Below are 23069 nucleotides of genomic sequence, written 5' to 3' on the forward strand. Positions count from 1 at the left end.
TAGGGGGTACAGGTCATGATTATAAAAAATGTGAAGGTTTATACAGAGGATAAGACGTTTGTCCCCGGGGAAGTGTCGGTCGTCGACGGTAAATTTTCCGAAGGCAACGCGGATGACGGAGAAGTTCTGGATGGTGAAGGATGTTATATGATTCCTGGACTTGTAGATATTCATTTCCATGGATGTGTGGGAGATGACTTCTGTGATGCCAGGGAAGATGCAATTGCTAATATGGCAAAATATGAAGCGTCCGTTGGTGTGACATCGATCTGTCCTGCAACTATGACTCTGGCAGAAGAAGATTTGCATAATATTATGAAGACTGCCGGCTCATATAGTGGAACGGAAGGTGCCAGACTGGTAGGAATTAATATGGAAGGTCCGTTTATCAGTGAGAAGAAAAAAGGAGCCCAGGCAGCGGATCATATCAGGAAATGTGATACGGCTCTTTTCCGTGTGCTGCAGGAAGAATCTGGTGGACTGATCAAGCTTGTAGATATTGCACCTGAAAATGACGGTGCGATTGAGTTTATCCGTGAAGTAAAGGATGAGGTGGTCGTATCTGTTGCTCATACAGTGGCGGATTATGATACGGCTTCCAAAGCGCTGGAAGAGGGCGCCAGCCATGTGACACACCTCTATAATGCTATGCCGCCGCTTAATCACAGAGACCCTGGAGTAATCGGGGCTGCCCGTGACGACGAGAAATGTCATGTAGAGCTGATTTGTGATGGGGTTCATATCCATCCGTCGGTTGTGCGCGCGACTTTCGCAATGTTTGGCGCGGATCGGGTAATCTTGATCAGTGACAGCATGCGTGCGACGGGACTTACTGACGGACAGTATACTCTGGGTGGTCAGGATGTGTTTGTGAAGGGACCGAAGGCAACACTGGCTGATGGGACAATAGCAGGTTCGGCGACAAATCTCATGGGATGTCTGCGTGTAGCTGTGCAGAAGATGGGGGTTCCGCTGGAGGATGCTGTCGGATGCGCCACGATGAATCCTGCAAAAGAAATCGGAATCTTTGACCGGTGCGGAAGTATTACACCCGGAAAATATGCTGACTTCGTATTGCTTGATGAGGAACTGAATGTTAAGAGCGTGTATATAAACGGCAAAAGGCAGTAAAAATAATAAATAAAAAATAAATTGTATAAACAAAAAATAAAAACTGCATTGACTTTGTCGGGTGATTCTGTTATATTATAAACAATAAGTGAATACGGTAGGATTGTTACTGTATGGCAGGCAAAACCAAATTTTGTAAACATAGCGTTTACGGGTATGTTTATAAGATTTGGTTTTTTTGTCTCCTGAAAGGTTCAACATGCTAATAGAAAAGGTAATAAATAATAATATCGTTTCTGCTTTTGATGACACGGGAAGAGAAGTCGTTGTAATGGGAAGGGGACTTGGTTTCGGCGTGCGGCCGGGGCAGCCCGTCAACGAGAAAAAGATAGAGAAGGTGTTCAGGATCAAGAGCCGGGATACGGCTGATCAGCTCAAGGAGCTTCTTGCGGATATGCCGCTTGAGAGAGTCCAGATATCGGCGGATATTATTTCTTTCGCAAAAAGCAATCTTAACCTGAAACTGAACCAGAGTATTTATGTAACCCTCACTGATCATATTAATTTCGCAATCGATCGTTTCGAACAGGGAATCAACCTGCAGAATGCGCTGCTGTGGGAGATTAAAAGATTTTATCCACATGAGTTTGAACTTGGCCGGTATGCGCTGGAGCTGGTTAAAGAACGGATCGGTGTAGAGTTGCCGGAAGATGAAGCGGGATTTATTGCACTTCATTTCGTGAATGCAGAATATGGGACTGACATCAGAGATGCCTTCCGTTTCCCGAACCAGCTAAAAGATATTCTTGAGATCACGAGTGATGAACTGGGCATAGTCCTCGATGAGAGGACGCTTCACTATGAGCGGTTTGTAACCCATCTGAAATTCCTTCTTCAGAGAGTATACCGCAGAGAGCTTCTCCCCAATGAGGAGGATGAACTGGCTGATCTGATGCGTACGAAATATCCGAAGGAATACGCGTGCAGCCGTAAGATTGCTGAGTATATCGAAAAAAATACAGACTGCAGGCTGTCCGGGGAAGAAGTAATGTATCTAGCCATCCATATAAGACGTGTGACTATGGCGGAAGACTGATACAGCGAAGGAAGTAAATAGTGTTTTAAGACAGGAGGAGAGAGATGTTCAATTTATTCAGAAAAAAGGAAAAGAACAATGTAATCGGATCTCCGGTGAAGGGGAAAGCTGTTCCTTTAAAAGAGGTGAGCGACCCGACATTTGCAGAGGAGATGCTTGGTAAAGGAGCGGCGGTCATCCCGGAAGACGGGAAATTTTATGCTCCGGCAGATGGAGAGATCGGAATGGTGTTTGATACGCTCCATGCAGTCAGCATGACAACTGACTTCGGGGCCGAGATCCTGATCCACATCGGGCTTGATACGGTGAAAATGAAAGGCGAGGGCTTTACCGGCCACGTAAAAGCAGGAGATCATGTGAAGAAGGGGGACCTTCTTCTGGAAGTTGATCTGGAGAAAGTGAAAGCGGCAGGTTATGACACGATCACTCCTGTGCTTGTCTGCAATACACCGGACTATGCGTCGGTAGAAGGAATTGGATCCGCGCAGGTGAATGCCGGGGATGATCTGATCATAGTATCATAGTAAGATTCATATTTATAACAAAATCAAAAGTGATTTTAACCGGGAAGTCCGGTTGAAATAGAAAAAGGGATTATGACGAGAGTCAAAACAAGGAGGGAAAATAATGAAGTTTTTACAGAAATTAGGTAAATCTTTGATGCTCCCTGTTGCTTGTCTGCCTATCTGTGGTATCCTCATGGGTATCGGATACGCTCTGTGTCCGTCGACAATGCAGGGTGGAGAAGTAACAGGTATTATCCAGCAGATTGGTTACTATCTGGTGAAAGCAGGCGGTGCTCTGATTGATAACATGGCAATCCTGTTTGCAATTGGTATCGGTGTCGGTATGTCGGATGAAAATGACGGTACTGGCGGTCTGGCAGCCCTGGCTTCCTGGCTGATGATCACAAATCTGCTGGCGACAGCAAACGTGACAGTTATCATGCCGTCAATCGCAGAGAATGCTGATGCTACACTTGCATTCGACAAGATTGCAAACCCGTTCATCGGTATCATCGCAGGTATTATCGGATCTATGTGCTACAACAAGTTTAAGAGCACAAAACTTCCGGACTGGCTGTCATTCTTCAGCGGCAAGCGCTGTGTAGCGATCATTGCAGGTGTTGTATCCATTCTTGTATCTGTTGTCCTGCTGTTTGTATGGCCGATCCTCTTCGGTGCGCTGGTTGCACTTGGTGAAGCGATCGTAAACCTGGACGCAATCGGAGCCGGACTGTATGCGTTCTTCAACAGACTGCTCATCCCGTTCGGTCTGCACCACGCACTGAATAACGTATTCTGGTTCGATACAATTGGCCTTGGCGACCTGACTCACTTCTGGGCAGGCGAGACATCAGCAGATGTAACATGGAGCCTTGGAATGTATATGTCAGGATTCTTCCCGTGTATGATGTTCGGTATCCCGGGTGCTGCTCTGGCTATGGTACACACAGCCAAGAGCAACAAGAAGAAAGTTGCTATCGGTCTCCTGAGTTCTGCAGCTATCGCAGCATTTGTCTGCGGTGTTACAGAGCCGTTCGAGTTCGGTTTCATGTTCCTTGCACCGGTACTGTACGTGATCTATGCTCTGCTTTACGCAATTTTCACAGTGATCACAGTGCTGGTTGGATTCCGTGCAGGATTCAGTTTCTCGGCCGGACTTACTGACCTCGTATTCTCTGCTACCCTTCCGGCAGCAGCAAATACATGGATGATCATTCCGCTTGGTATTGCAGCATTTGTGGTATTCTACATCGTATTCCGTTTCGCGATCGTGAAATTCGATCTGAAGACACCGGGCCGTGAAGATGATGATGACACAGAGGCAGAAAAGAAAGTTGTTCTTTCCAATGATAACTTCACAGAAGTGGCGAAGATTATTCTTGAAGGTGTCGGCGGAAAAGCAAACGTGACATCCATTGATAACTGTATTACAAGACTTCGCCTTGAGATTAAGGATTACACAAAGGTTGATGAGAAGAAGATCAAATCTGCGGGAGTTGCAGGCGTGATCCGTCCGGGCAAGAACTCGGTACAGGTTATTGTTGGAACAAAAGTTCAGTTCGTTGCAGACGAATTCAAGAAACTCTGCAAATAAATCCAAATTTAATATATAATCCCTTTTGAATGCGGTTGGGGACGTAGTAAAATCCGATTTTACTACGTCCCCAATCGTGTTTTACCCTGTCCCTAAATGTGCTTTTAGAGAAATGATGCTTGACAAACCCCTGTGGATACGCTAATATCACCATATGATTTATCATGTAAAAAGCGGTGAAGGGAAGAAGTAGCAGTTATCGGAGAAGACAGAAAGCAGCCGGCAGATGAGAGGCGCGTGACACGTTATCTGTGAATACATCTCGGAGCTCCGCACTGAAAGGCTTCATTACAGGGGGGGCTGAGTAGGATGCGGCGGACTGGCACTCGTTATTGTGCTGAATGAGACCGGAATAGGAATTCCGGTGAATTAAGGTGGTACCACGGTTAATTATTCGTCCTTATTGCGAGAGCAGTAAGGACGTTTTTGTTATTTCGACAAGCCGAAGTCCGGGCTTGTCCGAGACCTTGGCGACCGCTTGTAAAGTGTTTGATTATACGCAAAGGAGAAGTGGAAAGATGGGAATTTATGAAGAGCTTCAGGCGCGCGGCCTGATTGCCCAGGTTACAGATGAAGAGGGAATCAGAGAACTTGTAAACAATGGGAAAGCGGTATTTTATATCGGATTTGATCCGACTGCGGACAGCCTTCATGTAGGGCATTTTATGGCGCTGTGTCTGATGAAACGTCTGCAGGAGGCGGGAAATAAACCGATAGCACTGATCGGAGGAGGAACAGGTTATATCGGTGATCCGTCGGGGAGAACGGATATGAGGAGCATGATGACTCCGGAGCAGATTCAGCATAACTGTGACTGCTTCAAAAAGCAGATGAGCAAGTTTATTGATTTTTCAGAAGGAAAAGCACTTATGGTAAACAATGCGGACTGGCTGCTTGACCTGAATTATATCGAGCTGCTCCGTGAAGTCGGTCCTCATTTCTCTGTAAACCGTATGCTGACGGCAGAGTGCTATAAGCAGAGAATGGAGAGAGGCTTAAGTTTCCTTGAATTTAACTATATGATCATGCAGGCGTATGATTTCTATGCGCTGTTCCAGAAATACGGCTGCAATCTGCAGTTCGGCGGGGATGACCAGTGGAGCAACATGCTGGCAGGAACAGAACTGATCCGCCGCAAGCTCGGGAAAGACGCCGGAGCTATGACGATTACCCTGCTTCTGAATTCTGAAGGAAAGAAAATGGGCAAGACGCAGTCAGGCGCGGTATGGCTTGATCCGGAGAAAACATCTCCGTTCGAATTCTATCAGTACTGGAGAAATGTAGCTGACGCTGATGTGTTGAAATGCATCCGCATGCTGACATTCCTCCCACTGGAGGAGATCGACAAGATGGATTCCTGGGAAGGAGCACAGCTCAATACTGCAAAAGAGATCCTTGCCTACGAGCTGACAAAACTGGTGCACGGCGAGGAAGAAGCGAAGAAAGCGCAGGAGAGCGCGCGTGCACTCTTCAGTAAAGGAAATGCGGCTGAGATGCCGACGACAGAGCTGACAGAGGATGATTTTGTAGACGGAAACATCGATATCCTGACTATGCTGGTAAGAGCAGGACTTGTACCATCGAAATCCGAAGCAAGACGCGCGGTGCAGCAGGGAGGAACTTCGATTGATGGTGAAAAGATCACAGATATCAAAGCTCTGTTTGAAAAAGAAGAATTTACAGGAGAAGGGATCATCCTGAAAAAAGGAAAGAAGAACTTCCATAGACTGATCATGAAATAGAGTTTCACGAGAATGATTACGTGATGCAGCGACGGGGCGCATCTGCTTATTTAAGCGGCGTCCCGTTTTGTAAATTGACCGGGGATTAAATGAAGGGAGGAAACAAAGTGGGCTTGAATCAGACGCCGATGTCCGAGAGGACACATATCGGCTTTTTTGGAAAGCGTAATGCGGGGAAGTCCAGTGTTATGAACGCGGTGACGGGACAGGAACTTGCGGTAGTGTCAGATGTCAAAGGGACTACAACTGATCCGGTGTATAAATCTATGGAGCTCCTGCCGCTGGGGCCGGTAGTCATGATGGATACGCCGGGGATTGATGATGAAGGTGAGCTTGGGAGTATGCGCGTCAGGAAGAGCTATCAGGTCCTCAACAAGACGGATGCCGCGGTTCTTGTGATCGACGGTACGGTCGGGGCGTCAGCAGAGGATGAGACTCTGCTGGAGAGGATCAGGAAAAAGAATATCCCGTTCATCGTAGTTATTAATAAGAAGGAACTGGCGGATACAGCGGTGGAGGAAGCGGTAAAAAGGAGACTGACACTGGACGATGGACAGCTGGCGCTGGTAAGCGCTGCGACCGGAGAGGGAATCCATGAGCTGAAAGAACGGATCGCTTCGATCGCGCGCGTGGAAGAGCCGGAAAAGTATCTTGTCAGGGATCTCCTTGAACCGTCAGATGTAGCGGTGCTTGTGGTTCCTATTGATTCTGCCGCTCCCAAGGGCAGGCTGATCCTGCCCCAGCAGCAGACAATCCGCGATATCCTCGAGGCGGATGCGGTCTCAGTGGTCGTAAAAGAGAACGGGGTTAAAAATGCGCTTGGGCAATTAAATAAGAAACCGAAGATGGTCATCACGGACAGTCAGGTGTTCGCACAGGTCGCGGCTGATACGCCGGAGGATATCCAGCTGACTTCTTTCTCTATATTAATGGCCAGGTATAAGGGGAATCTTGAGCAGGCCGTGCGCGGGGTGACTGCACTGGACGGACTGGAAGACGGCGATATGGTGCTTATCAGTGAAGGGTGCACCCATCACAGACAGTGCGATGATATTGGAACTGTAAAGATCCCGAGATGGATCAGGGAGTATACAGGGAAGGATGTGCAGATAGTTACGAGTTCCGGAACTGAATTTCCAGATGATCTGAAAAAGTATAAGCTGATCATCCACTGTGGAGGCTGTATGCTTAATGAGCGGGAGATGAAATACCGTCTGAGCTGCGCAGCTGATCAGGGAGTGCCGATGACAAATTACGGGATCATGATCGCGTATGTGAAAGGGATACTGAAAAGAAGTGTTCAAGTCTTTCCCGACATCTCCGTACTTTTGGGATGAGAGCCGGATTTCACAGGCATATGCTTTTAGAGAAGCGGCGAGAAGAAAGAGATTATAAAGAAAACCGGCAGCACTGGGATGTCAGATCAACAGGGCTGCCGGTATGGATCTATATAATATGTAACATATTCAGCACAAACAGGATCAGAACGATCGGTGATGAAATGCTGCTGATCACAAACAGTGCGAACTTGAATCCTTCCAGCCGTTCGAATTTACGATACTGTTCTTTTACTTTTGAGCTGTAATCATGCAGCACCTGAGTGGCTTCGCTGACCTTTGCCAGTTCTTTGTCGCAGGAATCTTTGACATTTCCCTGAATAGACTGGGCCAGAGCGAGTGTAAGTCTCTGGATTTCTTTGTCGATGCGTGCGTCGAGAGATGCGCTGGTCTTTTTCAACCTGTGGGCCAGAGCTTTAATTGTATCGAGCTGCTGATTTACTGCTGTATTGTTTTCAAGTACAAGAGTATGGATAAGTTTTTCATATTCACTGTAGTGTTCTTTGTAGCTGTCCATGAGACGGACCAGTTCGGCGGACTCGGCTTTTGCGAGTGCAAGCTCGCTGTCCGCCTTGCGCAGATCTGAGAGATATCTCAGGTAATTGCTCTGATTGATTTTTACTTCGGCGTTTGCCTCTGCATCGAAATCGTCATCCAGATTTTCCGGCGCCCCCAGGCTGTCCGGCTCTTCGAAGAGTTCCGGAGCGATTGCTTCGCGGCTGTGAAGCGGAAACTCTGTAGTTGCACCGCTGTTTTTGTTGAATTGAGAATCAGACAGGTCGATGATAGAATTGTCGTTTTTGTACATAATTGTGTTATCGTTTGATACTCCCATAATAATTTACCCCTTGTCATTTGTACTACCTTATTAACTGCAGAATCGCCAGAAAATGGCAATAACTGTATCTACATTATATTAGACATGTATAACTTTCGCAACATATAAAATTGTATTGAAAAAAATACATTATTTCTTAAAAACCTCTTGAAATAAATCCAACTATCGGATATACTGAAAAAGCTGTGACATGATAGCGATGAAGCGTGAGGTTGCTGCCGGAGCGAAAAGATAAGCGAAAGCAGGTTTTCCGTGGAGCGAATGTCAAGTTAGGAAACTGGCGACAAGTCACTGTACGAATCACAACAGTATCTCGTTTTTTGTGTGCAGAAAAAGTCTGCCGCATGAGTTGAAGAAAGCGAGAGCGCCGTGTATGTTTCTCACGACACACACGGGAGAGTGTACAGTCACCGCTTGTCGTACTGAGTTACAAGTACGAAAAGGAGGCGACTTTTTTTATGGCAAGTCAAGTAATGAGAATCACACTGAAAGCGTATGATCACCAGCTGGTTGATGCATCCGCAAAGAAAATCATCGAAACTGTAAAAAAGAACGGTTCACAGGTGAGCGGACCGGTGCCGCTGCCGACTAAGAAAGAGGTAGTGACAATTCTGAGAGCTGTACACAAGTACAAAGACTCCAGAGAGCAGTTTGAGCAGAGAACTCATAAAAGACTGATCGATATCATCACACCGACACAGAAGACGGTTGATGCACTTTCCAGACTGGAAATGCCGGCAGGTGTGTACATTGATATCAAAATGAAGTCCAAATAATACGGACAGCTACATTATTAAAACAGTAACGTCCTAACATTTAGGATGAGCGCATAAGCGCTCCGCTGTAAATCACAGGAGGTAATCATAATGAAGAAAGCTATTTTGGCTACAAAAGTTGGAATGACTCAGATCTTCAATAACGAAGACGGAGTACTGATTCCGGTAACAGTTCTGCAGGCTGGTCCTTGTGTAGTAACACAGGTTAAGACAGTTGAGAACGATGGCTACAGCGCTGTACAGGTTGGTTTTGTTGACAAGAAAGAGAAGATCGTCACAAAAGACGGCAGCGGAAAGAAAGCAGTTGCACACAGAAACGGTGTGACAAAAGCTGAGAAAGGCCACTTTGACAAAGCAGGCGTATCCGGAAAGAGATATGTAAAAGAGTTCAGATTTGACAATGCAGAGGAATATGCTCTTGCTCAGGAGATCAAAGCTGACATCTTCGCAGAGGGTGATCACATCGATGCGACAGCAATCTCCAAAGGTAAAGGTTTCCAGGGTGCGATCAAGCGCCACGGACAGAGCAGAGGACCTATGACACACGGTTCCAAGTTCCATCGTCACGCTGGTTCTAACGGTGCTGCATCTGATCCGAGCAAGGTGTTCAAAGGAAAGAAAATGCCTGGACAGATGGGTAACAAGAAGATCACAGTTCAGAATCTCGAGGTCGTAAGAGTTGACGCAGAGAACAACCTTCTCCTTGTAAAAGGTTCTGTGCCGGGACCGAAGAAATGCCTCGTAACGATCAAAGAATCCGTTAAGAGCTGCTAAGGGTGACAATAAGAAAGGAGGAACACACAGATGGCAAAAGTATCTGTTTACAATATCGAAGGTAAAGAAGTTGATACCATCGAACTGAATGATGCTGTATTCGGTGTTGAGGTAAACGAGCACCTTGTACACATGGCAGTTGTAAATCAGCTTGCAAACAATCGTCAGGGAACACAGAAAGCTAAGACACGTTCTGAAGTTTCCGGCGGCGGAAGAAAACCGTGGAGACAGAAAGGAACAGGTCATGCAAGACAGGGTTCAACAAGAGCTCCGCAGTGGACAGGCGGCGGCGTAGTATTCGCTCCGGTTCCGAGAGATTACTCTTTCAAGATGAACAAGAAAGAGAAGAGAGCGGCTCTCAAATCCGCACTTACTTCCAGAGTGGAAGAAAACAAATTCATCGTAGTTGATGAACTGAAATTTGACGAGATCAAGACAAAGAACTTCCAGAACGTTCTGAATAACCTGAACGTGAACAAAGCTCTTGTAGTGCTGGAAGACGGAAATACAAATGTTGAGATCTCCGCTAAGAACATCCCGGATGTCAAGACAGCTCGTACAAATACGATCAATGTATATGATGTCCTGAAATACAACACAGTTATCGCAACGAAAGCTGCTGTTGCTGCAATCGAGGAGGTGTACGCATAATGGCAAACGTTCAGTATTATGATGTAATCCTTAAACCGGTCATCACAGAGAAGAGCATGGATCTGATGGCTGACAAGAAATATACATTCCTTGTACACACAGAGGCTACAAAGAATCAGATCAAAGAAGCTGTTGAGAAAATGTTCGAAGGAACAAAGGTAAAGAGTGTCAACACAATGAACCTTGACGGAAAGAACAAGAGACGTGGTATGACATTCGGTAAGACAGCTAAGACGAAGAAAGCAATTGTACAGCTTACAGAGGACAGCAAAGACATCGAGATCTTTGAGGGTCTGTAGACTTAACGAGAGCAAGTCGAAGACGCAGGTCGAGTTTTAGTCGGGACCCGTTCGCGGAGCTTGGCGAGGTCTTTTCGAGCCTAGCACAGCGAACTGTAAATCCTTTGATGAAACTTTACCGATCAACCTATATGCATAAAAGCATGATAACAAATAATCGCAGTAACGAAAGGAGAGAAAGTAATGGGAATCAAAACTTATAACCCATATACACCTTCCAGAAGACAGATGACAGGTTCTGATTTCTCTGAGATCACAAAGACAACTCCTGAGAAATCCCTCCTGGAATCCAAGAAAAGAAAAGCAGGCCGCAACGCACAGGGTAAGATCACTGTAAGACACCGTGGCGGCGGAGCTAAGAAGAAATATAGAATCGTAGACTTCAAGAGAAAGAAAGACGGAATCCCGGCAACTGTAATCGGTATCGAGTACGATCCGAACAGAAGCGCGAACATCGCTCTGATCTGCTATGCAGACGGCGAGAAAGCATATATTCTTGCTCCTGAAGGACTGACAGACGGCATGACCGTTATGAACGGACCGGAAGCAGAGGTACATGTAGGAAACTGCCTGCCGCTTTCTGAAATCCCGGTTGGTACGCAGGTACACAACATTGAGCTTTATCCTGGAAAAGGCGGACAGCTTGTACGCTCTGCCGGAAACAGTGCACAGCTCATGGCAAAAGAAGGTAAATACGCAACATTGAGACTTCCGTCAGGTGAGATGAGAATGGTTCCGATTATCTGCCGCGCATCAGTAGGTGTGGTAGGAAACGGAGAGCACAACCTGATCAACATTGGTAAAGCAGGACGTAAACGTCACATGGGTATCCGTCCGACAGTCCGCGGTTCTGTTATGAACCCGAATGACCATCCGCACGGTGGTGGTGAAGGTAAGACCGGTATCGGACGCCCGGGTCCGTGTACTCCGTGGGGTAAACCGGCACTTGGCCTTAAGACCCGCAAGAAGAAAAAAGCTTCCAATAAGCTGATCGTAAGAAGAAGAGATGGTAAAGCGATTAAATAATCAGATTCACAAGGAGGTTAGAACCTATGGCTCGCTCACTTAAAAAAGGACCATTTGCAGACGAACATTTACTGAAAAAAGTAGACGCTATGAATGCATCTGGTGATAAATCAGTTATTAAGACATGGTCACGCCGTTCTACAATCTTCCCGTCATTTGTCGGTCACACATTTGCCGTACATGACGGAAGAAGACATGTACCGGTATATGTTACTGAGGACATGGTAGGACACAAACTCGGTGAGTTCGTTGCGACAAGAACTTACAGAGGACATGGAAAAGACGAGAAGAAATCTAAAGTCAGATAAGATTCGTATATTTTGAAAGGAGGGTTCATCCATGGCAAAAGGACATAGATCCCAGATCAAGAGAGAAAGAAACGAGCAGAGAGATACAAGACCTTCAGCCAAGATCTCTTACGCAAGAGTATCTGTTCAGAAGGCATGCTACGTTCTTGATGCCATCAGAGGAAAGGATGTAACAACAGCACTCGGTATCTTAGCTTACAATCCGAGATATGCTTCTACAGTGATAGAGAAACTGCTGAAATCAGCGATCGCGAACGCTGAGAACAACAACGGTATGAGCGTCGACAACCTTTACATCGAGGAGTGCTACGCAAATAAAGGACCGACAATGAAGAGAATCAGACCGAGAGCACAGGGCAGGGCTTACAGGATCGAGAAGAGAATGAGCCACATCACAATCGTGCTGAATGAAAGATAGGAGGGCATTATGGGACAGAAAGTAAATCCTCATGGCTTGAGAGTCGGCGTTATCAAAGACTGGGATTCCAAATGGTACGCAGAAAAAGATTTCGCTGACAACCTGGTTGAAGACCACGAGATCAGAAAATTTTTGAAAAAGAGATTATACAGCGCCGGAATTTCAAAGATCGAGATCGAGAGAGCTTCTGAGCGCGTTAAGATCACTGTTTACACAGCAAAACCGGGTGTAGTGATCGGAAAAGGCGGCTCTGAGATCGAGAAAGTAAAGAAAGAACTCGGACAGTTTACAGACAAGAAGCTGATCGTTGATGTCAAGGAGATCAAGAGACCGGACAAAGACGCACAGCTTGTTGCTGAGAATATCGCACAGCAGCTTGAGAACCGTATCTCTTTCAGACGTGCTATGAAATCCTGCATGTCAAGAACAATGAAAGCAGGTGCGCTCGGAGTTAAGACTTCCGTATCCGGACGTCTTGGCGGTGCAGATATGGCTCGTACAGAGTTCTACAGCGAGGGAACAATTCCGCTGCAGACACTGAGAGCTGACATTGCTTATGGATTCGCAGAAGCTGACACAACTTACGGAAAAGTCGGTGTAAAGGTTTGGATTTACAAAGGCGAGGTTCTTCCGACTAAAGCAGATAAGGAAGGGAGCGATAAATAATGTTAATGCCAAAAAGAGTAAAACGTCGTAAACAGTTCCGTGGTACTATGAAGGGTAAAGCCCTCAGAGGTAACACGATCTCATATGGTGAGTACGGTATCGTTGCTACAGAGCCGTGCTGGATCCGTTCCAACCAGATCGAGGCAGCCCGTGTTGCCATGACACGTTACATCAAACGTGGTGGTAAGGTATGGATCAAGATCTTCCCGGATAAGCCGATCACAGCTAAGCCGGCCGAGACTCGTATGGGTAGCGGTAAAGGTACAGTTGAGTACTGGGCAGCAGTAGTTAAACCGGGCCGTGTAATGTTTGAAATTGCAGGAGTACCAGAGGAAATCGCTAGAGAGGCACTTCGACTTGCAATGCATAAATTACCTTGCAAATGCAAAATTGTTTCTCGCGCAGACTTAGAAGGCGGTGATAACAGTGAAAACTAATACATTTGTAAAAGAATTAAGAGGAAAATCCGTAGAGGAATTAAATCAGGAATTAGTAGCTGCTAAGAAGGAACTCTTCAACTTAAGGTTCCAGAATGCCACAAACCAGTTGGACAATACAAGCAGGATCAAGGAAGTAAGAAAGAATATCGCTCGTATCCAGACTCTGATTACTGAAGCTGGGCGATAGGAAGGAGTAAGCCGTGGAAGAGAGAAATCTTAGAAAAACCCGTACGGGTAAGGTTGTCAGCGACAAGATGGACAAAACAATCGTTGTTGCTGTTGAGGACCATGTAAAACACCCGCTTTATAAGAAGATCGTTAAGAGAACTTACAAACTGAAAGCTCACGATGAGAATAACGAGTGTAAGATCGGAGATACAGTAAAAGTTATGGAAACAAGGCCGCTGTCCAAAGACAAGAGATGGAGACTTGTGGAAATCATGGAGAAAGCGAAATAATTTTTGAAGGAGGTTTACCTGCATGATACAGCAAGAAAGCAGACTGAAAGTAGCAGACAACACAGGTGCTAAAGAGCTTCTGTGCATCCGCGTACTTGGCGGTTCTACAAGAAGATATGCAAGCATCGGTGATGTGATCGTTGCGACTGTTAAAGATGCAACACCAGGCGGCGTTGTGAAAAAGGGAGATGTCGTAAAGGCTGTAGTTGTACGTTCTGTAAAGGGCGCACGCCGTAAAGACGGTTCCTACATCAAATTCGACGAGAATGCTGCTGTTATTATAAAAGATGATTTAAACCCGCGTGGAACACGTATTTTTGGACCAGTAGCCCGTGAGCTCAGAGAGAAACACTTCATGAAGATCGTTTCCCTTGCTCCGGAAGTACTGTAGGGAGGTGCCTAAGAATGTCAACTATGAAGATTAAAAAGGGCGACACTGTAAAGGTCATCGCCGGAAAAGATAAAGACAAAGAGGGCAAAGTAATTGCCGTAAATAAAAAAGACGGTAAAGTCCTGGTTGAAGGCGTCAATATGCTGACAAAGCACACAAAGCCGAGCGCAGCGAACCAGAATGGCGGCATCGTACATCAGGAAGGCTACATTGATGCGTCCAACGTTATGTACGTACACAAAGGACAGGCAACAAGAGTAGGATTCAAGATGGATGGCGACAAGAAAGTTCGTTTCGCTAAGAAAACAGGCGAAGTGATTGATTAATTCGAGGAAGGAGGTCCAGGACTTTGAGTAGACTGAAAGAACAGTACCAGAATGAGATCATTGATGCAATGATCAAAAAATTCGGTTATAAAAATATTATGGAAGTGCCGAAGCTCGACAAAGTTGTTATCAACATGGGCGTAGGCGAAGCAAAAGACAATGCAAAGGTTTTAGAGTCTGCGATTGCTGACATGGAGAAGATCGCAGGTCAGAAAGCCGTTGTTACAAGAGCAAAGAACTCCGTGGCTAACTTCAAGATCAGAGAAGGTATGCCGATCGGATGTAAGGTTACACTTAGAGGCGAGAGAATGTATGAGTTCGTTGACCGTCTCGTAAACCTTGCACTTCCGCGTGTTCGTGACTTCAGAGGTGTAAACCCGAACGCATTCGACGGAAGAGGAAACTATGCACTTGGAATCAAGGAGCAGCTGATTTTCCCTGAGATCGAGTATGACAAGATCGATAAAGTCAGAGGTATGGATGTAATCTTCGTTACAACTGCCAAGACTGACGAGGAAGCACGTGAATTATTGAGACTGTTCAATATGCCGTTTGCAAAGTAAGGAGGGAAATTCATGGCTAAGACATCAATGAAAATCAAACAGCAGCGCAAACCGAAATTCTCCACAAGAGAGTACAGCCGCTGTAGAATCTGCGGACGTCCGCATGCATATTTGAGAAAATATGGAATCTGCCGTATCTGCTTCCGTGAACTGGCATACAAAGGACAGATCCCTGGCGTTAAAAAAGCAAGTTGGTAAGGAGGAATCACAGACATGACTATGAGCGATCCGATTGCAGATATGCTTACAAGAATCCGTAACGCAAATACTGCGAAACATGATACAGTTGATGTACCGGCATCCAAGATGAAAATTGCTATAGCAAACATCCTGCTCGATGAAGGTTATATCGCAAAATATGATCTTGTAGAAGACGGACATTTCCAGACGATTCATATCACACTGAAATACGGTGCTGATAAGAACGAGAAGGTTATTTCCGGACTGAAGAGAATCTCCAAACCGGGACTTCGTGTTTATGCAAGCACAGAGAATATCCCGAGAGTTCTCGGAGGACTCGGAACAGCGATCCTTTCTACAAACAAAGGTGTAGTAACAGACAAAGAAGCAAGAAAACTCGGCGTAGGCGGAGAAGTGCTCTGCTTCGTTTGGTAATCCCCGCGCCGGCAGGCGCAAGCAACTGAAAACAGAGCAGCCTAAAGCCGCTGCTCCGAAAATTTAAGTTAAGGAGGAAAACAGGTATGTCACGTATAGGAAGACTGCCCGTAGCAATTCCTGCAGGAGTAACTGTAGAAGTTGCTGAGAACAATGTAGTGACTGTAACAGGTCCGAAGGGAACTCTTACAAAAGAGCTTCCGACAGAAATGGAAATCAAAGTTGAAGGCGAAGAAGTAACTGTAACAAGACCGAACGATCTCAAGAAAATGAAATCTCTTCACGGTCTTACAAGAACACTGATCAACAACATGGTTGTTGGTGTTACACAGGGATACGAGAAAGTCCTGGAAGTAAACGGTGTAGGTTACAGAGCAGCCAAATCAGGAAATAAACTGACACTGAACCTTGGATACTCTCATCCAGTCGAGATGATCGATCCGGAAGGTGTTGAGACCGTTCTGGAAGGTCAGAACAAGATCACTGTAAAAGGTATCGACAAAGAGAAAGTCGGACAGTTTGCAGCAGAGATCAGAGACAAGAGAAGACCTGAGCCGTACAAGGGCAAAGGTATTAAGTACGCTGATGAGGTCATCAGACGTAAAGTCGGCAAGACTGGTAAGAAATAAATAAGGAGAGTGTGAAAATGGTTAGTAAGAAATCAAGAAGCGAAATTCGTAGAAAAAAACACATGAAATTACGCAACCGTTTCAGCGGAACTGCTGAGAGACCGCGTTTAGCTGTGTTCAGAAGTAATAATCATATGTATGCTCAGATCATTGACGACACTGTTGGAAATACTCTGGTTGCAGCTTCCACTCTTCAGAAAGACGTGAAGGCAGAACTTGAGAAGACAAACAACATCGATGCAGCAGCATACCTCGGAAAAGTGATCGCTGAGAAAGCGAAAGAAAAAGGTATCACTGAGGTCGTATTCGACAGAGGCGGCTTCATTTACCAGGGTAAGATCAAAGCACTGGCAGACGCAGCAAGAGAAGCTGGGCTGAATTTCTAGGGAAGGGAGAACACAGATGAGACAGGAACGTATTGATGCTAGTCAGATGGAATTATTAGAAAAAGTGGTATCAATCAAACGTGTTACCAAGGTTGTTAAAGGTGGTCGTAACTTCAAATTTACAGCTTTAGTTGTTGTCGGCGATGGAAATGGCCATGTTGGTGCAGGTTTGGGAAAAGCTACTGAGATCCCGGAAGCAATCCGCAAGGGAAAAGAAGATGCAATGAAGAAGATGATCACAGTATCACTTGATAACAACTCGAGTGTGATCCACGATGTGATCGGAAAATTCGGAAGCGCATCCGTACTCCTTAAGAATGCTCCGGATGGTACCGGTGTTATCGCCGGAGGTCCGGCCCGTGCCGTGATCGAGATGGCGGGAATCAAGAACATCCGTACAAAATCTCTTGGATCAAATAACAAGCAGAACGTTGTACTTGCTACAATTGAAGGGCTTAAGGGAACAAAAGCTCCGGAGGATGTTGCAAGACTTCGCGGAAAATCTATTGAAGAGATCATGGGCTAAGCGGATAGAATCTGTTATGATATAGTCAGATCTATCACATAAGGAGGTAAGATTGAAATGGCAAACTTAAAAGTTACGTTAGTAAAGTCTACAATCGGCGCCATACCAAAGCATAAAAAGACAGTTGAGGCTCTTGGTCTCAAGAAGACAGGCAGAACAGTCGTACTGCCGGACAATGCAGCTACCAGAGGTATGGTACAGCAGGTTAGACACTTGGTTAAGGTTGAAGAAGAGGCATAAAAAGATAAGGAGGTAACGTCATGGACTTATCAAACTTAAGACCGGCAGACGGTTCTAAACAGAGTGATAATTTCAGAAGAGGCCGCGGACATGGTTCAGGAAACGGCAAGACAGCCGGCAAAGGCCACAAAGGACAGAAAGCCCGTTCAGGTGCAACAAGACCTGGATTCGAAGGTGGTCAGATGCCTTTATACAGAAGAATACCGAAGAGAGGTTTCACAAACAGAAACTCCAAGACGATCGTTGCTATCAACCTGGGCGCACTTGAGAGATTCGAGGATGGCGCTACAGTATCTGTTGAGACTCTGATCGAGAGCGGTATCGTGAAAAACCCGAGAGACGGGGTTAAAATTCTTGGAAATGGAGAGTTAACTAAGAAGCTTACTGTTCAGGCTAATGCATTTAGTGCAGCAGCTGCTGAGAAGATCGAAGCACTTGGTGGAAAAGCAGAGGTGATCTAATGCTTAAGACAGTACGTAGAGCATTTCAGATTGAAGACATCAGAAAGCGGATTTTCTACACATTTGTAATGCTTATCGTTGTGAGGCTTGGATCACAGCTCCCGACTCCGGGAGTAGATCCAACTTTCATTCAGGAATTTTTTGCACAGCAGACCGGGGACGCATTCAATTTTTTTGAGGCGTTCACCGGCGGTTCTTTTACTAATTTTTCTGTGTTTGCACTGAGTATTACGCCGTACATCACATCTTCTATCATCATGCAGCTCCTTACAATCGCTATTCCAAAGCTTGAGGAAATGCAGAAAGAGGGAGAAGAAGGAAGAAAGAAGATCGCGGCGATCACAAGATATGTGACAGTAGGGCTTGCACTGATTGAATCTACTGCTCTTGCTGTAGGACTCGGACGTCAGGGACTTCTGGAGAACTATAATTTTGTTGACTGCGCGATCGTGGTTTGTACTCTGACAGCAGGAAGTGCTTTCCTGATGTGGATTGGTGAACGTATCACAGAGAATGGTGTTGGAAACGGTATATCTATCGTACTTCTGATCAACATTCTTTCACGCCTTCCTCAGGACTTCACGACACTGTACGAGCAGTTCATTGCAGGCAAAAAGATTGCGCAGGCAGGACTTGCAGCTCTGATCATCCTTGCTGTGATCCTTGCAGTCGTGATTTTTGTCGTACTGCTGCAGAGTGGTGAGAGAAGAATCGCAGTACAGTACTCCAAGAAAGTACAGGGAAGAAAAACATACGGCGGACAGTCCACACATATTCCGCTCCGTGTAAATACTGCCGGAGTTATTCCGGTCATCTTCGCATCTTCGCTGATGCAGACACCTATTGTGATCGCTCAGTTCGTAGGCGCAGGAAAAGGCACAGGTATCGGAAGCCAGATTCTTGCCGGTCTGAATTCCAACAACTGGTGCAATCCGGAAAATCCGGTTTATTCGATTGGCCTTGTAGTGTATATTCTGCTTACTATATTCTTTGCATATTTCTATACATCGATTACTTTCAATCCGTTGGAAATTGCAAATAATATGAAGAAGAGCGGCGGGTTCATACCGGGTATCCGTCCGGGTAAACCGACTGTGGAATATCTGCAGAAAATATTAAATTACATTATTTTCATAGGCGCCTGCGGATTGATCATCGTCCAGGTTATACCGTACTTCTTTAACGGTGTGTTTGGCGCAAATGTTTCATTTGGAGGAACATCACTGATCATTATCGTCGGTGTAGTACTTGACACTATAAAGAAGATTGAGTCACAGATGCTTGTGAGAAATTATACAGGATTTTTAAATAACAAAGGAAGTAATATGTCGAACAGCTTCCTTGGATATTAAGCCACTATCAAGCTCGCTGAATTTTGTCCGGTAATGAGGGCAAAATCTCGCGGGCTCATGGCTTATTATGAAGCAACAACTCGGTCATGTGATATTCGGGAGCGAGGAGGATGCCTACATTCTCATGCGAGCGGATATACACATGAAGAGAGCGCAAGTATATGAGCAAAACAGCGGCATCGCCGCGGGAAGCACGTAAGTGCGGTTTTGCGAATGCGCTCTCCGAGTGGGGCAATAAAACAAATTTTATAAAAACAGACAGATCGGAGGTAAGATTATGAAGATTATCATGCTTGGAGCACCGGGTGCAGGAAAAGGAACTCAGGCCAAGAAAATTGCGGAGAAGTATTCAATCCCGCATATCTCCACAGGAGATATTTTCCGTGCCAACATTAAGAATGGCACAGAGCTTGGGAAGAAAGCCAAAACATACATGGATCAGGGACTGCTCGTTCCGGATGAACTGGTCGTTGACCTTGTTGTTGACAGAGTGAACCAGGATGACTGCGCAAATGGATATGTGCTTGACGGTTTTCCGCGTACAATTCCGCAGGCAGAGGCCCTCGACAAAGCTCTTGCTGAGATGGGGCAGAAGATGGATTATGCGATCAATGTGGAAGTTCCGGATGAAAACATTGTGAACCGCATGTCCGGAAGAAGAGCATGTGTGGACTGCGGAGCTACTTATCATATCGTATATGCACCTACAAAAGAGGAAGGCATCTGTGATAAATGCGGCGGCAGCCTCATCTTAAGAGATGATGACAAACCGGAAACAGTACTTAAGAGACTCGGAGTATACCATGAGCAGACACAGCCTCTGATTGATTATTACACACAGGCAGGCATTCTGAAAGAGGTAGACGGCACAGTTGATATCAACGATGTATTTGCAGCAATCGTTGAAATTTTAGGAGAGTAAACCGGAATGCAGTTAAAACCGGGAATGCTTGTAAAGTCAAAAGCGGGTCATGACAAAGATCGCATCTATGTCATAATCCGCGATGAAGATGAATATGTATATGTGGCGGACGGGGATTTAAGACCTCTCCGCCATATGAAACGAAAAAACAGGAAGCATCTGCAGCCGATTCTGAAGATGCGCCTGGAGGAGATGCCGGATGACACGGCAGTCCGTAATATTATAAGTACATTTACCCAGCAGGGGGATCAGGTTTAGGAACGGGGGCTTGGATGCCCAGATTTGCAGGAGGATTTAATATGTCAAAAGCTGACGTGATTGAAATCGAGGGAGTTGTAGTAGAGAAACTTCCGAATGCTATGTTTAAGGTAGAATTAGAGAACGGCCACATCGTACTCGCCCACATCAGTGGCAAGCTGAGAATGAATTTTATCAAGATTCTGCCGGGCGACAAGGTTACACTGGAGATGTCTCCGTATGATCTCAGCAAAGGAAGAATCATCTGGAGAGATAAATAGACCGAAAGCATTTAGCGAAAGCTCAGTAAAAAAATAAAATTAGTTATTGACTCGATAGAGTATTTGATGCTATACTATGAAATGGTCATTTTTGGAGTGGTGTGCCCAAAAACGGCCGGAAAATGTAGGCAAAGCACATAAGGGAAGGAGGATTTGACATGAAAGTTAGATCATCAGTAAAACCAATTTGTGAAAAATGCAAGATTATTAAAAGAAAAGGAAGCATCAGAGTAATCTGTGAGAATCCGAAGCATAAACAGCGTCAGGGTTAATTTCGGATTATGATTTAGGCGGCTGACAGCAGGACACACTCGGCAGTGTGTAGAGCTGTTTAATATACAGTAAGGATACACCGCATCTGTACACAGGTACCGCAGAGCGGGGGTCTGGCATTTCTGTATATTGCTTCTAATACCCGGCGTTTGCATTGACGGGGCTTGAAAAAGATCCGTGCCGGGAAAGGGCGTGGCGGATTATGCACGCCTGGGCTGGGATATCGGGAGATGATAACCCGGTAGGATGCACATGACACCAAAAGTCAGAGAGAATCTCTGCAGAGCATCCGCAGCCTCAGTTAAAGTAGATATCAACAAAGAAAATGGAGGAAAGACACATGGCTCGTATTGCAGGTGTAGACTTACCAAGAGACAAACGTGTAGAAATCGGTCTGACTTATATCTATGGAATCGGTAGAACAAGTTCAAACCGTATCTTAGCAGAGGCAGGAGTAGATCCTAGCACTCGCGTAAGAGATCTTACAAGTGAAGAAGTAAAGAAGATCAGTGCAGTAATCGATGAGACTCAGGTGGTAGAAGGTGATCTCAGAAGAGAGATCCAGCTCAATATCAAGAGACTCAAAGAAATCGGATGCTACCGCGGAATCCGTCACAGAAAAGGACTCCCGGTACGTGGTCAGAAGACAAAGACAAATGCAAGAACATGCAAGGGACCGAAGAGAACTGTAGCAAATAAGAAAAAGTAAGATAGAAAGAAGAAAGTAGGTTAGTTTAAATGGCAAAGAAAGTTGCGAAAAAAGTAACAAAAAAACGTGTCAAGAAAAACGTTGAACGAGGACAGGCACACATCCAGTCATCTTTTAATAATACAATCGTTACATTAACAGATACACAGGGAAATGCTCTTTCATGGGCAAGTGCAGGCGGCCTGGGATTCAGAGGTTCAAGGAAATCTACTCCGTACGCAGCGCAGATGGCAGCTGAGACAGCAGCTAAGGCAGCATTGGTACATGGTCTTAAAACAGTAGATGTCTTTGTAAAAGGCCCGGGATCAGGAAGAGAGGCAGCAATCCGTGCGCTTCAGGCATGTGGTATCGACGTAGTCAGCATCAAAGACGTGACTCCGGTTCCGCACAACGGATGCCGTCCGCCGAAACGCAGAAGAGTCTAATCTCAGTGAGAAAGTAATCTGTATAAATACGAAAGTAACTAAAACAGCGGATGTCCGCTGATGTGTATGAAATTAGGAGGATAGACATGGCAGTAAACAGAGTTCCTGTTCTTAAAAGATGCCGTTCATTAGGCATGGATCCGATTTACCTCGGAATCAGTAAGAAATCTAACAGACAGCTGAAGAGATCAAACAGAAAAATGAGTGAATACGGTCTTCAGCTTCGTGAGAAACAGAAAGCAAAATTCATCTATGGCGTTCTTGAGAAACCGTTCAGAAACTATTTCGAGAAAGCAAAACAGATGGAAGGTATGACAGGTGAAAACCTGATGAGACTTCTTGAGTCCAGACTGGACAATGTAATGTTCCGTATGGGATTTGCAAGAACAAGAAAAGAAGCAAGACAGATCGTTGATCACAAGCATGTTCTCGTAAACGGCAAGCAGGTGAACATTCCGTCTTACCTGATCAAAGCCGGAGACGTGATCTCTATCAAAGAGAATAAGAAAAGCTCACCGAGATACAAAGAAATTCTCGAAGTGACAGGCGGAAATCTGATTCCGGACTGGCTTGAAGTTGATTCAGAGAATCTGACAGGTACAGTAAAAGAGCTTCCGACAAGAGAAGCTATCGATGTTCCTGTAGATGAGATGCTGATCGTCGAGCTGTATTCTAAGTAATATCGGCTGCAACAGCGTACCCCTTCAACATTTAAAAACCCATAAGGAGGGTC

The 23069-nt window shown here is 45.5% G+C and carries 36 protein-coding genes and 1 other annotated feature; of the genes, 35 read left to right on the plus strand and 1 reads right to left on the minus strand.

The genetic code is table 11. The annotated features are described in order from the left end of the window. Positions 1 to 15 precede the first annotated feature (15 nt). The 6 genes from nagA to hydF all read left to right on the plus strand — a co-directional run bounded on the left by nagA (position 16) and on the right by hydF (position 7346). Complete coding sequence (gene nagA, locus FNY66_RS04210; protein ID WP_150310375.1) at positions 16 to 1131, plus strand: N-acetylglucosamine-6-phosphate deacetylase; 1116 nt, start codon at positions 16 to 18, stop codon at positions 1129 to 1131. A 199-nt stretch (positions 1132 to 1330) separates the two neighbouring features. Then, positions 1331 to 2167, plus strand: coding sequence for a BglG family transcription antiterminator LicT (licT, locus tag FNY66_RS04215; protein WP_087150372.1), 837 nt, complete (start codon positions 1331 to 1333; stop codon positions 2165 to 2167). 44 nt (positions 2168 to 2211) lie between these two features. Continuing rightward, the gene (locus FNY66_RS04220; RefSeq protein ID WP_087150373.1) at positions 2212 to 2691 is read left to right on the plus strand and encodes a PTS sugar transporter subunit IIA; all 480 of its coding nucleotides are present in this window, start codon (positions 2212 to 2214) and stop codon (positions 2689 to 2691) included. 103 nt (positions 2692 to 2794) lie between these two features. Beyond that, the gene (locus tag FNY66_RS04225) at positions 2795 to 4267 is read left to right on the plus strand and encodes a PTS transporter subunit EIIC (RefSeq protein ID WP_087150374.1); all 1473 of its coding nucleotides are present in this window, start codon (positions 2795 to 2797) and stop codon (positions 4265 to 4267) included. A gap of 167 nt (positions 4268 to 4434) precedes the next feature. Further along, positions 4435 to 4672 (plus strand) — a binding site (T-box leader). Positions 4673 to 4785: 113 nt separating this feature from the next. Continuing rightward, entirely contained in the window at positions 4786 to 6009 is a 1224-nt protein-coding gene (gene tyrS, locus FNY66_RS04230) for a tyrosine--tRNA ligase (RefSeq protein ID WP_150310376.1), read from the plus strand. A 107-nt stretch (positions 6010 to 6116) separates the two neighbouring features. Continuing rightward, a complete protein-coding gene (gene hydF, locus FNY66_RS04235) occupies positions 6117 to 7346 on the plus strand; it encodes a [FeFe] hydrogenase H-cluster maturation GTPase HydF (RefSeq protein ID WP_150310391.1) in 1230 nt (409 codons plus the stop codon). Positions 7347 to 7455: 109 nt separating this feature from the next. Here hydF and FNY66_RS04240 read toward each other — a convergent pair whose 3' ends face one another. Next, entirely contained in the window at positions 7456 to 8181 is a 726-nt protein-coding gene (locus FNY66_RS04240; protein WP_150310377.1) for a hypothetical protein, read from the minus strand. 461 nt (positions 8182 to 8642) lie between these two features. On the opposite strand from FNY66_RS04240, the gene rpsJ reads away from it, so the two are divergent. The 29 genes from rpsJ (at position 8643) to rpsD (ending at position 23016) form a co-directional block, all read left to right on the plus strand. Continuing rightward, entirely contained in the window at positions 8643 to 8960 is a 318-nt protein-coding gene (rpsJ, locus tag FNY66_RS04245; RefSeq protein ID WP_087150377.1) for a 30S ribosomal protein S10, read from the plus strand. A 90-nt stretch (positions 8961 to 9050) separates the two neighbouring features. Then, complete coding sequence (rplC, locus tag FNY66_RS04250) at positions 9051 to 9734, plus strand: 50S ribosomal protein L3 (protein WP_087150378.1); 684 nt, start codon at positions 9051 to 9053, stop codon at positions 9732 to 9734. A gap of 30 nt (positions 9735 to 9764) precedes the next feature. Continuing rightward, the gene (gene rplD / locus FNY66_RS04255; protein ID WP_087150379.1) at positions 9765 to 10385 is read left to right on the plus strand and encodes a 50S ribosomal protein L4; all 621 of its coding nucleotides are present in this window, start codon (positions 9765 to 9767) and stop codon (positions 10383 to 10385) included. Continuing rightward, positions 10385 to 10684, plus strand: a complete 300-nt coding sequence (gene rplW / locus FNY66_RS04260) for a 50S ribosomal protein L23 (RefSeq protein WP_087150380.1) — start codon at positions 10385 to 10387, stop codon at positions 10682 to 10684. The genes rplD and rplW overlap by 1 nt, the downstream gene beginning before the upstream one ends. 183 nt (positions 10685 to 10867) lie before the next feature. Beyond that, on the plus strand, positions 10868 to 11710 hold the full coding sequence (gene rplB, locus FNY66_RS04265; RefSeq protein ID WP_087150381.1) for a 50S ribosomal protein L2: 843 nt from the start codon (positions 10868 to 10870) through the stop codon (positions 11708 to 11710). Between the two features lie 26 nt (positions 11711 to 11736). Beyond that, positions 11737 to 12018 (plus strand): 30S ribosomal protein S19, encoded by a 282-nt coding sequence (rpsS, locus tag FNY66_RS04270; protein ID WP_087150382.1) that lies wholly within the window; start codon positions 11737 to 11739, stop codon positions 12016 to 12018. A gap of 31 nt (positions 12019 to 12049) precedes the next feature. Continuing rightward, positions 12050 to 12436 carry a 50S ribosomal protein L22 gene (gene rplV / locus FNY66_RS04275; RefSeq protein ID WP_087150383.1) on the plus strand — a complete coding sequence of 129 codons (387 nt, stop codon included), beginning with the start codon at positions 12050 to 12052 and terminating at the stop codon, positions 12434 to 12436. A 9-nt stretch (positions 12437 to 12445) separates the two neighbouring features. Then, the gene (gene rpsC, locus FNY66_RS04280) at positions 12446 to 13102 is read left to right on the plus strand and encodes a 30S ribosomal protein S3 (RefSeq protein WP_150310378.1); all 657 of its coding nucleotides are present in this window, start codon (positions 12446 to 12448) and stop codon (positions 13100 to 13102) included. Further along, positions 13102 to 13539 (plus strand): 50S ribosomal protein L16, encoded by a 438-nt coding sequence (gene rplP / locus FNY66_RS04285; protein WP_087150385.1) that lies wholly within the window; start codon positions 13102 to 13104, stop codon positions 13537 to 13539. Before rpsC ends, rplP begins: the two co-directional genes overlap by 1 nt. Further along, a complete protein-coding gene (rpmC, locus tag FNY66_RS04290) occupies positions 13529 to 13729 on the plus strand; it encodes a 50S ribosomal protein L29 (RefSeq protein ID WP_072524033.1) in 201 nt (66 codons plus the stop codon). Before rplP ends, rpmC begins: the two co-directional genes overlap by 11 nt. Before the next feature lie 13 nt (positions 13730 to 13742). Next, the gene (rpsQ, locus tag FNY66_RS04295) at positions 13743 to 14000 is read left to right on the plus strand and encodes a 30S ribosomal protein S17 (RefSeq protein ID WP_009243086.1); all 258 of its coding nucleotides are present in this window, start codon (positions 13743 to 13745) and stop codon (positions 13998 to 14000) included. A 22-nt stretch (positions 14001 to 14022) separates the two neighbouring features. Continuing rightward, positions 14023 to 14391: a 50S ribosomal protein L14 gene (gene rplN / locus FNY66_RS04300; RefSeq protein WP_087150386.1), complete on the plus strand. Its 369-nt coding sequence runs from the start codon at positions 14023 to 14025 to the stop codon at positions 14389 to 14391. Positions 14392 to 14405: 14 nt separating this feature from the next. Continuing rightward, entirely contained in the window at positions 14406 to 14717 is a 312-nt protein-coding gene (gene rplX, locus FNY66_RS04305) for a 50S ribosomal protein L24 (protein ID WP_087150387.1), read from the plus strand. Positions 14718 to 14740: 23 nt separating this feature from the next. After that, positions 14741 to 15280 (plus strand): 50S ribosomal protein L5, encoded by a 540-nt coding sequence (gene rplE, locus FNY66_RS04310; protein WP_087150388.1) that lies wholly within the window; start codon positions 14741 to 14743, stop codon positions 15278 to 15280. Positions 15281 to 15292: 12 nt separating this feature from the next. Continuing rightward, positions 15293 to 15478 (plus strand): type Z 30S ribosomal protein S14, encoded by a 186-nt coding sequence (locus FNY66_RS04315; protein WP_004847508.1) that lies wholly within the window; start codon positions 15293 to 15295, stop codon positions 15476 to 15478. A gap of 15 nt (positions 15479 to 15493) precedes the next feature. Then, positions 15494 to 15895, plus strand: coding sequence for a 30S ribosomal protein S8 (gene rpsH / locus FNY66_RS04320; protein WP_087150389.1), 402 nt, complete (start codon positions 15494 to 15496; stop codon positions 15893 to 15895). An 86-nt stretch (positions 15896 to 15981) separates the two neighbouring features. Further along, a complete protein-coding gene (gene rplF, locus FNY66_RS04325; RefSeq protein WP_087150390.1) occupies positions 15982 to 16524 on the plus strand; it encodes a 50S ribosomal protein L6 in 543 nt (180 codons plus the stop codon). Between the two features lie 17 nt (positions 16525 to 16541). Further along, complete coding sequence (gene rplR, locus FNY66_RS04330) at positions 16542 to 16910, plus strand: 50S ribosomal protein L18 (RefSeq protein ID WP_087150391.1); 369 nt, start codon at positions 16542 to 16544, stop codon at positions 16908 to 16910. 16 nt (positions 16911 to 16926) lie between these two features. Then, positions 16927 to 17436, plus strand: coding sequence for a 30S ribosomal protein S5 (gene rpsE, locus FNY66_RS04335; RefSeq protein WP_087150392.1), 510 nt, complete (start codon positions 16927 to 16929; stop codon positions 17434 to 17436). A gap of 57 nt (positions 17437 to 17493) precedes the next feature. Further along, on the plus strand, positions 17494 to 17676 hold the full coding sequence (gene rpmD, locus FNY66_RS04340; RefSeq protein WP_087150393.1) for a 50S ribosomal protein L30: 183 nt from the start codon (positions 17494 to 17496) through the stop codon (positions 17674 to 17676). A gap of 20 nt (positions 17677 to 17696) precedes the next feature. Next, positions 17697 to 18137, plus strand: a complete 441-nt coding sequence (gene rplO / locus FNY66_RS04345) for a 50S ribosomal protein L15 (RefSeq protein ID WP_087150394.1) — start codon at positions 17697 to 17699, stop codon at positions 18135 to 18137. Then, complete coding sequence (gene secY / locus FNY66_RS04350; protein WP_150310379.1) at positions 18137 to 19489, plus strand: preprotein translocase subunit SecY; 1353 nt, start codon at positions 18137 to 18139, stop codon at positions 19487 to 19489. The genes rplO and secY overlap by 1 nt, the downstream gene beginning before the upstream one ends. Before the next feature lie 277 nt (positions 19490 to 19766). Next, the gene (locus FNY66_RS04355; protein WP_087150396.1) at positions 19767 to 20411 is read left to right on the plus strand and encodes an adenylate kinase; all 645 of its coding nucleotides are present in this window, start codon (positions 19767 to 19769) and stop codon (positions 20409 to 20411) included. 6 nt (positions 20412 to 20417) lie between these two features. Next, on the plus strand, positions 20418 to 20669 hold the full coding sequence (locus FNY66_RS04360; protein ID WP_150310380.1) for a KOW domain-containing RNA-binding protein: 252 nt from the start codon (positions 20418 to 20420) through the stop codon (positions 20667 to 20669). Between the two features lie 41 nt (positions 20670 to 20710). Continuing rightward, entirely contained in the window at positions 20711 to 20929 is a 219-nt protein-coding gene (infA, locus tag FNY66_RS04365) for a translation initiation factor IF-1 (RefSeq protein ID WP_004847497.1), read from the plus strand. A 158-nt stretch (positions 20930 to 21087) separates the two neighbouring features. Then, the gene (gene rpmJ / locus FNY66_RS04370) at positions 21088 to 21201 is read left to right on the plus strand and encodes a 50S ribosomal protein L36 (protein ID WP_003497809.1); all 114 of its coding nucleotides are present in this window, start codon (positions 21088 to 21090) and stop codon (positions 21199 to 21201) included. Between the two features lie 341 nt (positions 21202 to 21542). Further along, a complete protein-coding gene (gene rpsM / locus FNY66_RS04375; RefSeq protein ID WP_087150398.1) occupies positions 21543 to 21911 on the plus strand; it encodes a 30S ribosomal protein S13 in 369 nt (122 codons plus the stop codon). Positions 21912 to 21940: 29 nt separating this feature from the next. Continuing rightward, on the plus strand, positions 21941 to 22336 hold the full coding sequence (rpsK, locus tag FNY66_RS04380; RefSeq protein WP_072524017.1) for a 30S ribosomal protein S11: 396 nt from the start codon (positions 21941 to 21943) through the stop codon (positions 22334 to 22336). 86 nt (positions 22337 to 22422) lie between these two features. After that, positions 22423 to 23016 carry a 30S ribosomal protein S4 gene (rpsD, locus tag FNY66_RS04385; RefSeq protein WP_087150399.1) on the plus strand — a complete coding sequence of 198 codons (594 nt, stop codon included), beginning with the start codon at positions 22423 to 22425 and terminating at the stop codon, positions 23014 to 23016. Positions 23017 to 23069: the final 53 nt, after the last annotated feature.

This window comes from Mediterraneibacter catenae, assembly GCF_008691045.1.
GTDB classification, from domain to species: domain Bacteria; phylum Bacillota; class Clostridia; order Lachnospirales; family Lachnospiraceae; genus Mediterraneibacter; species Mediterraneibacter ornithocaccae.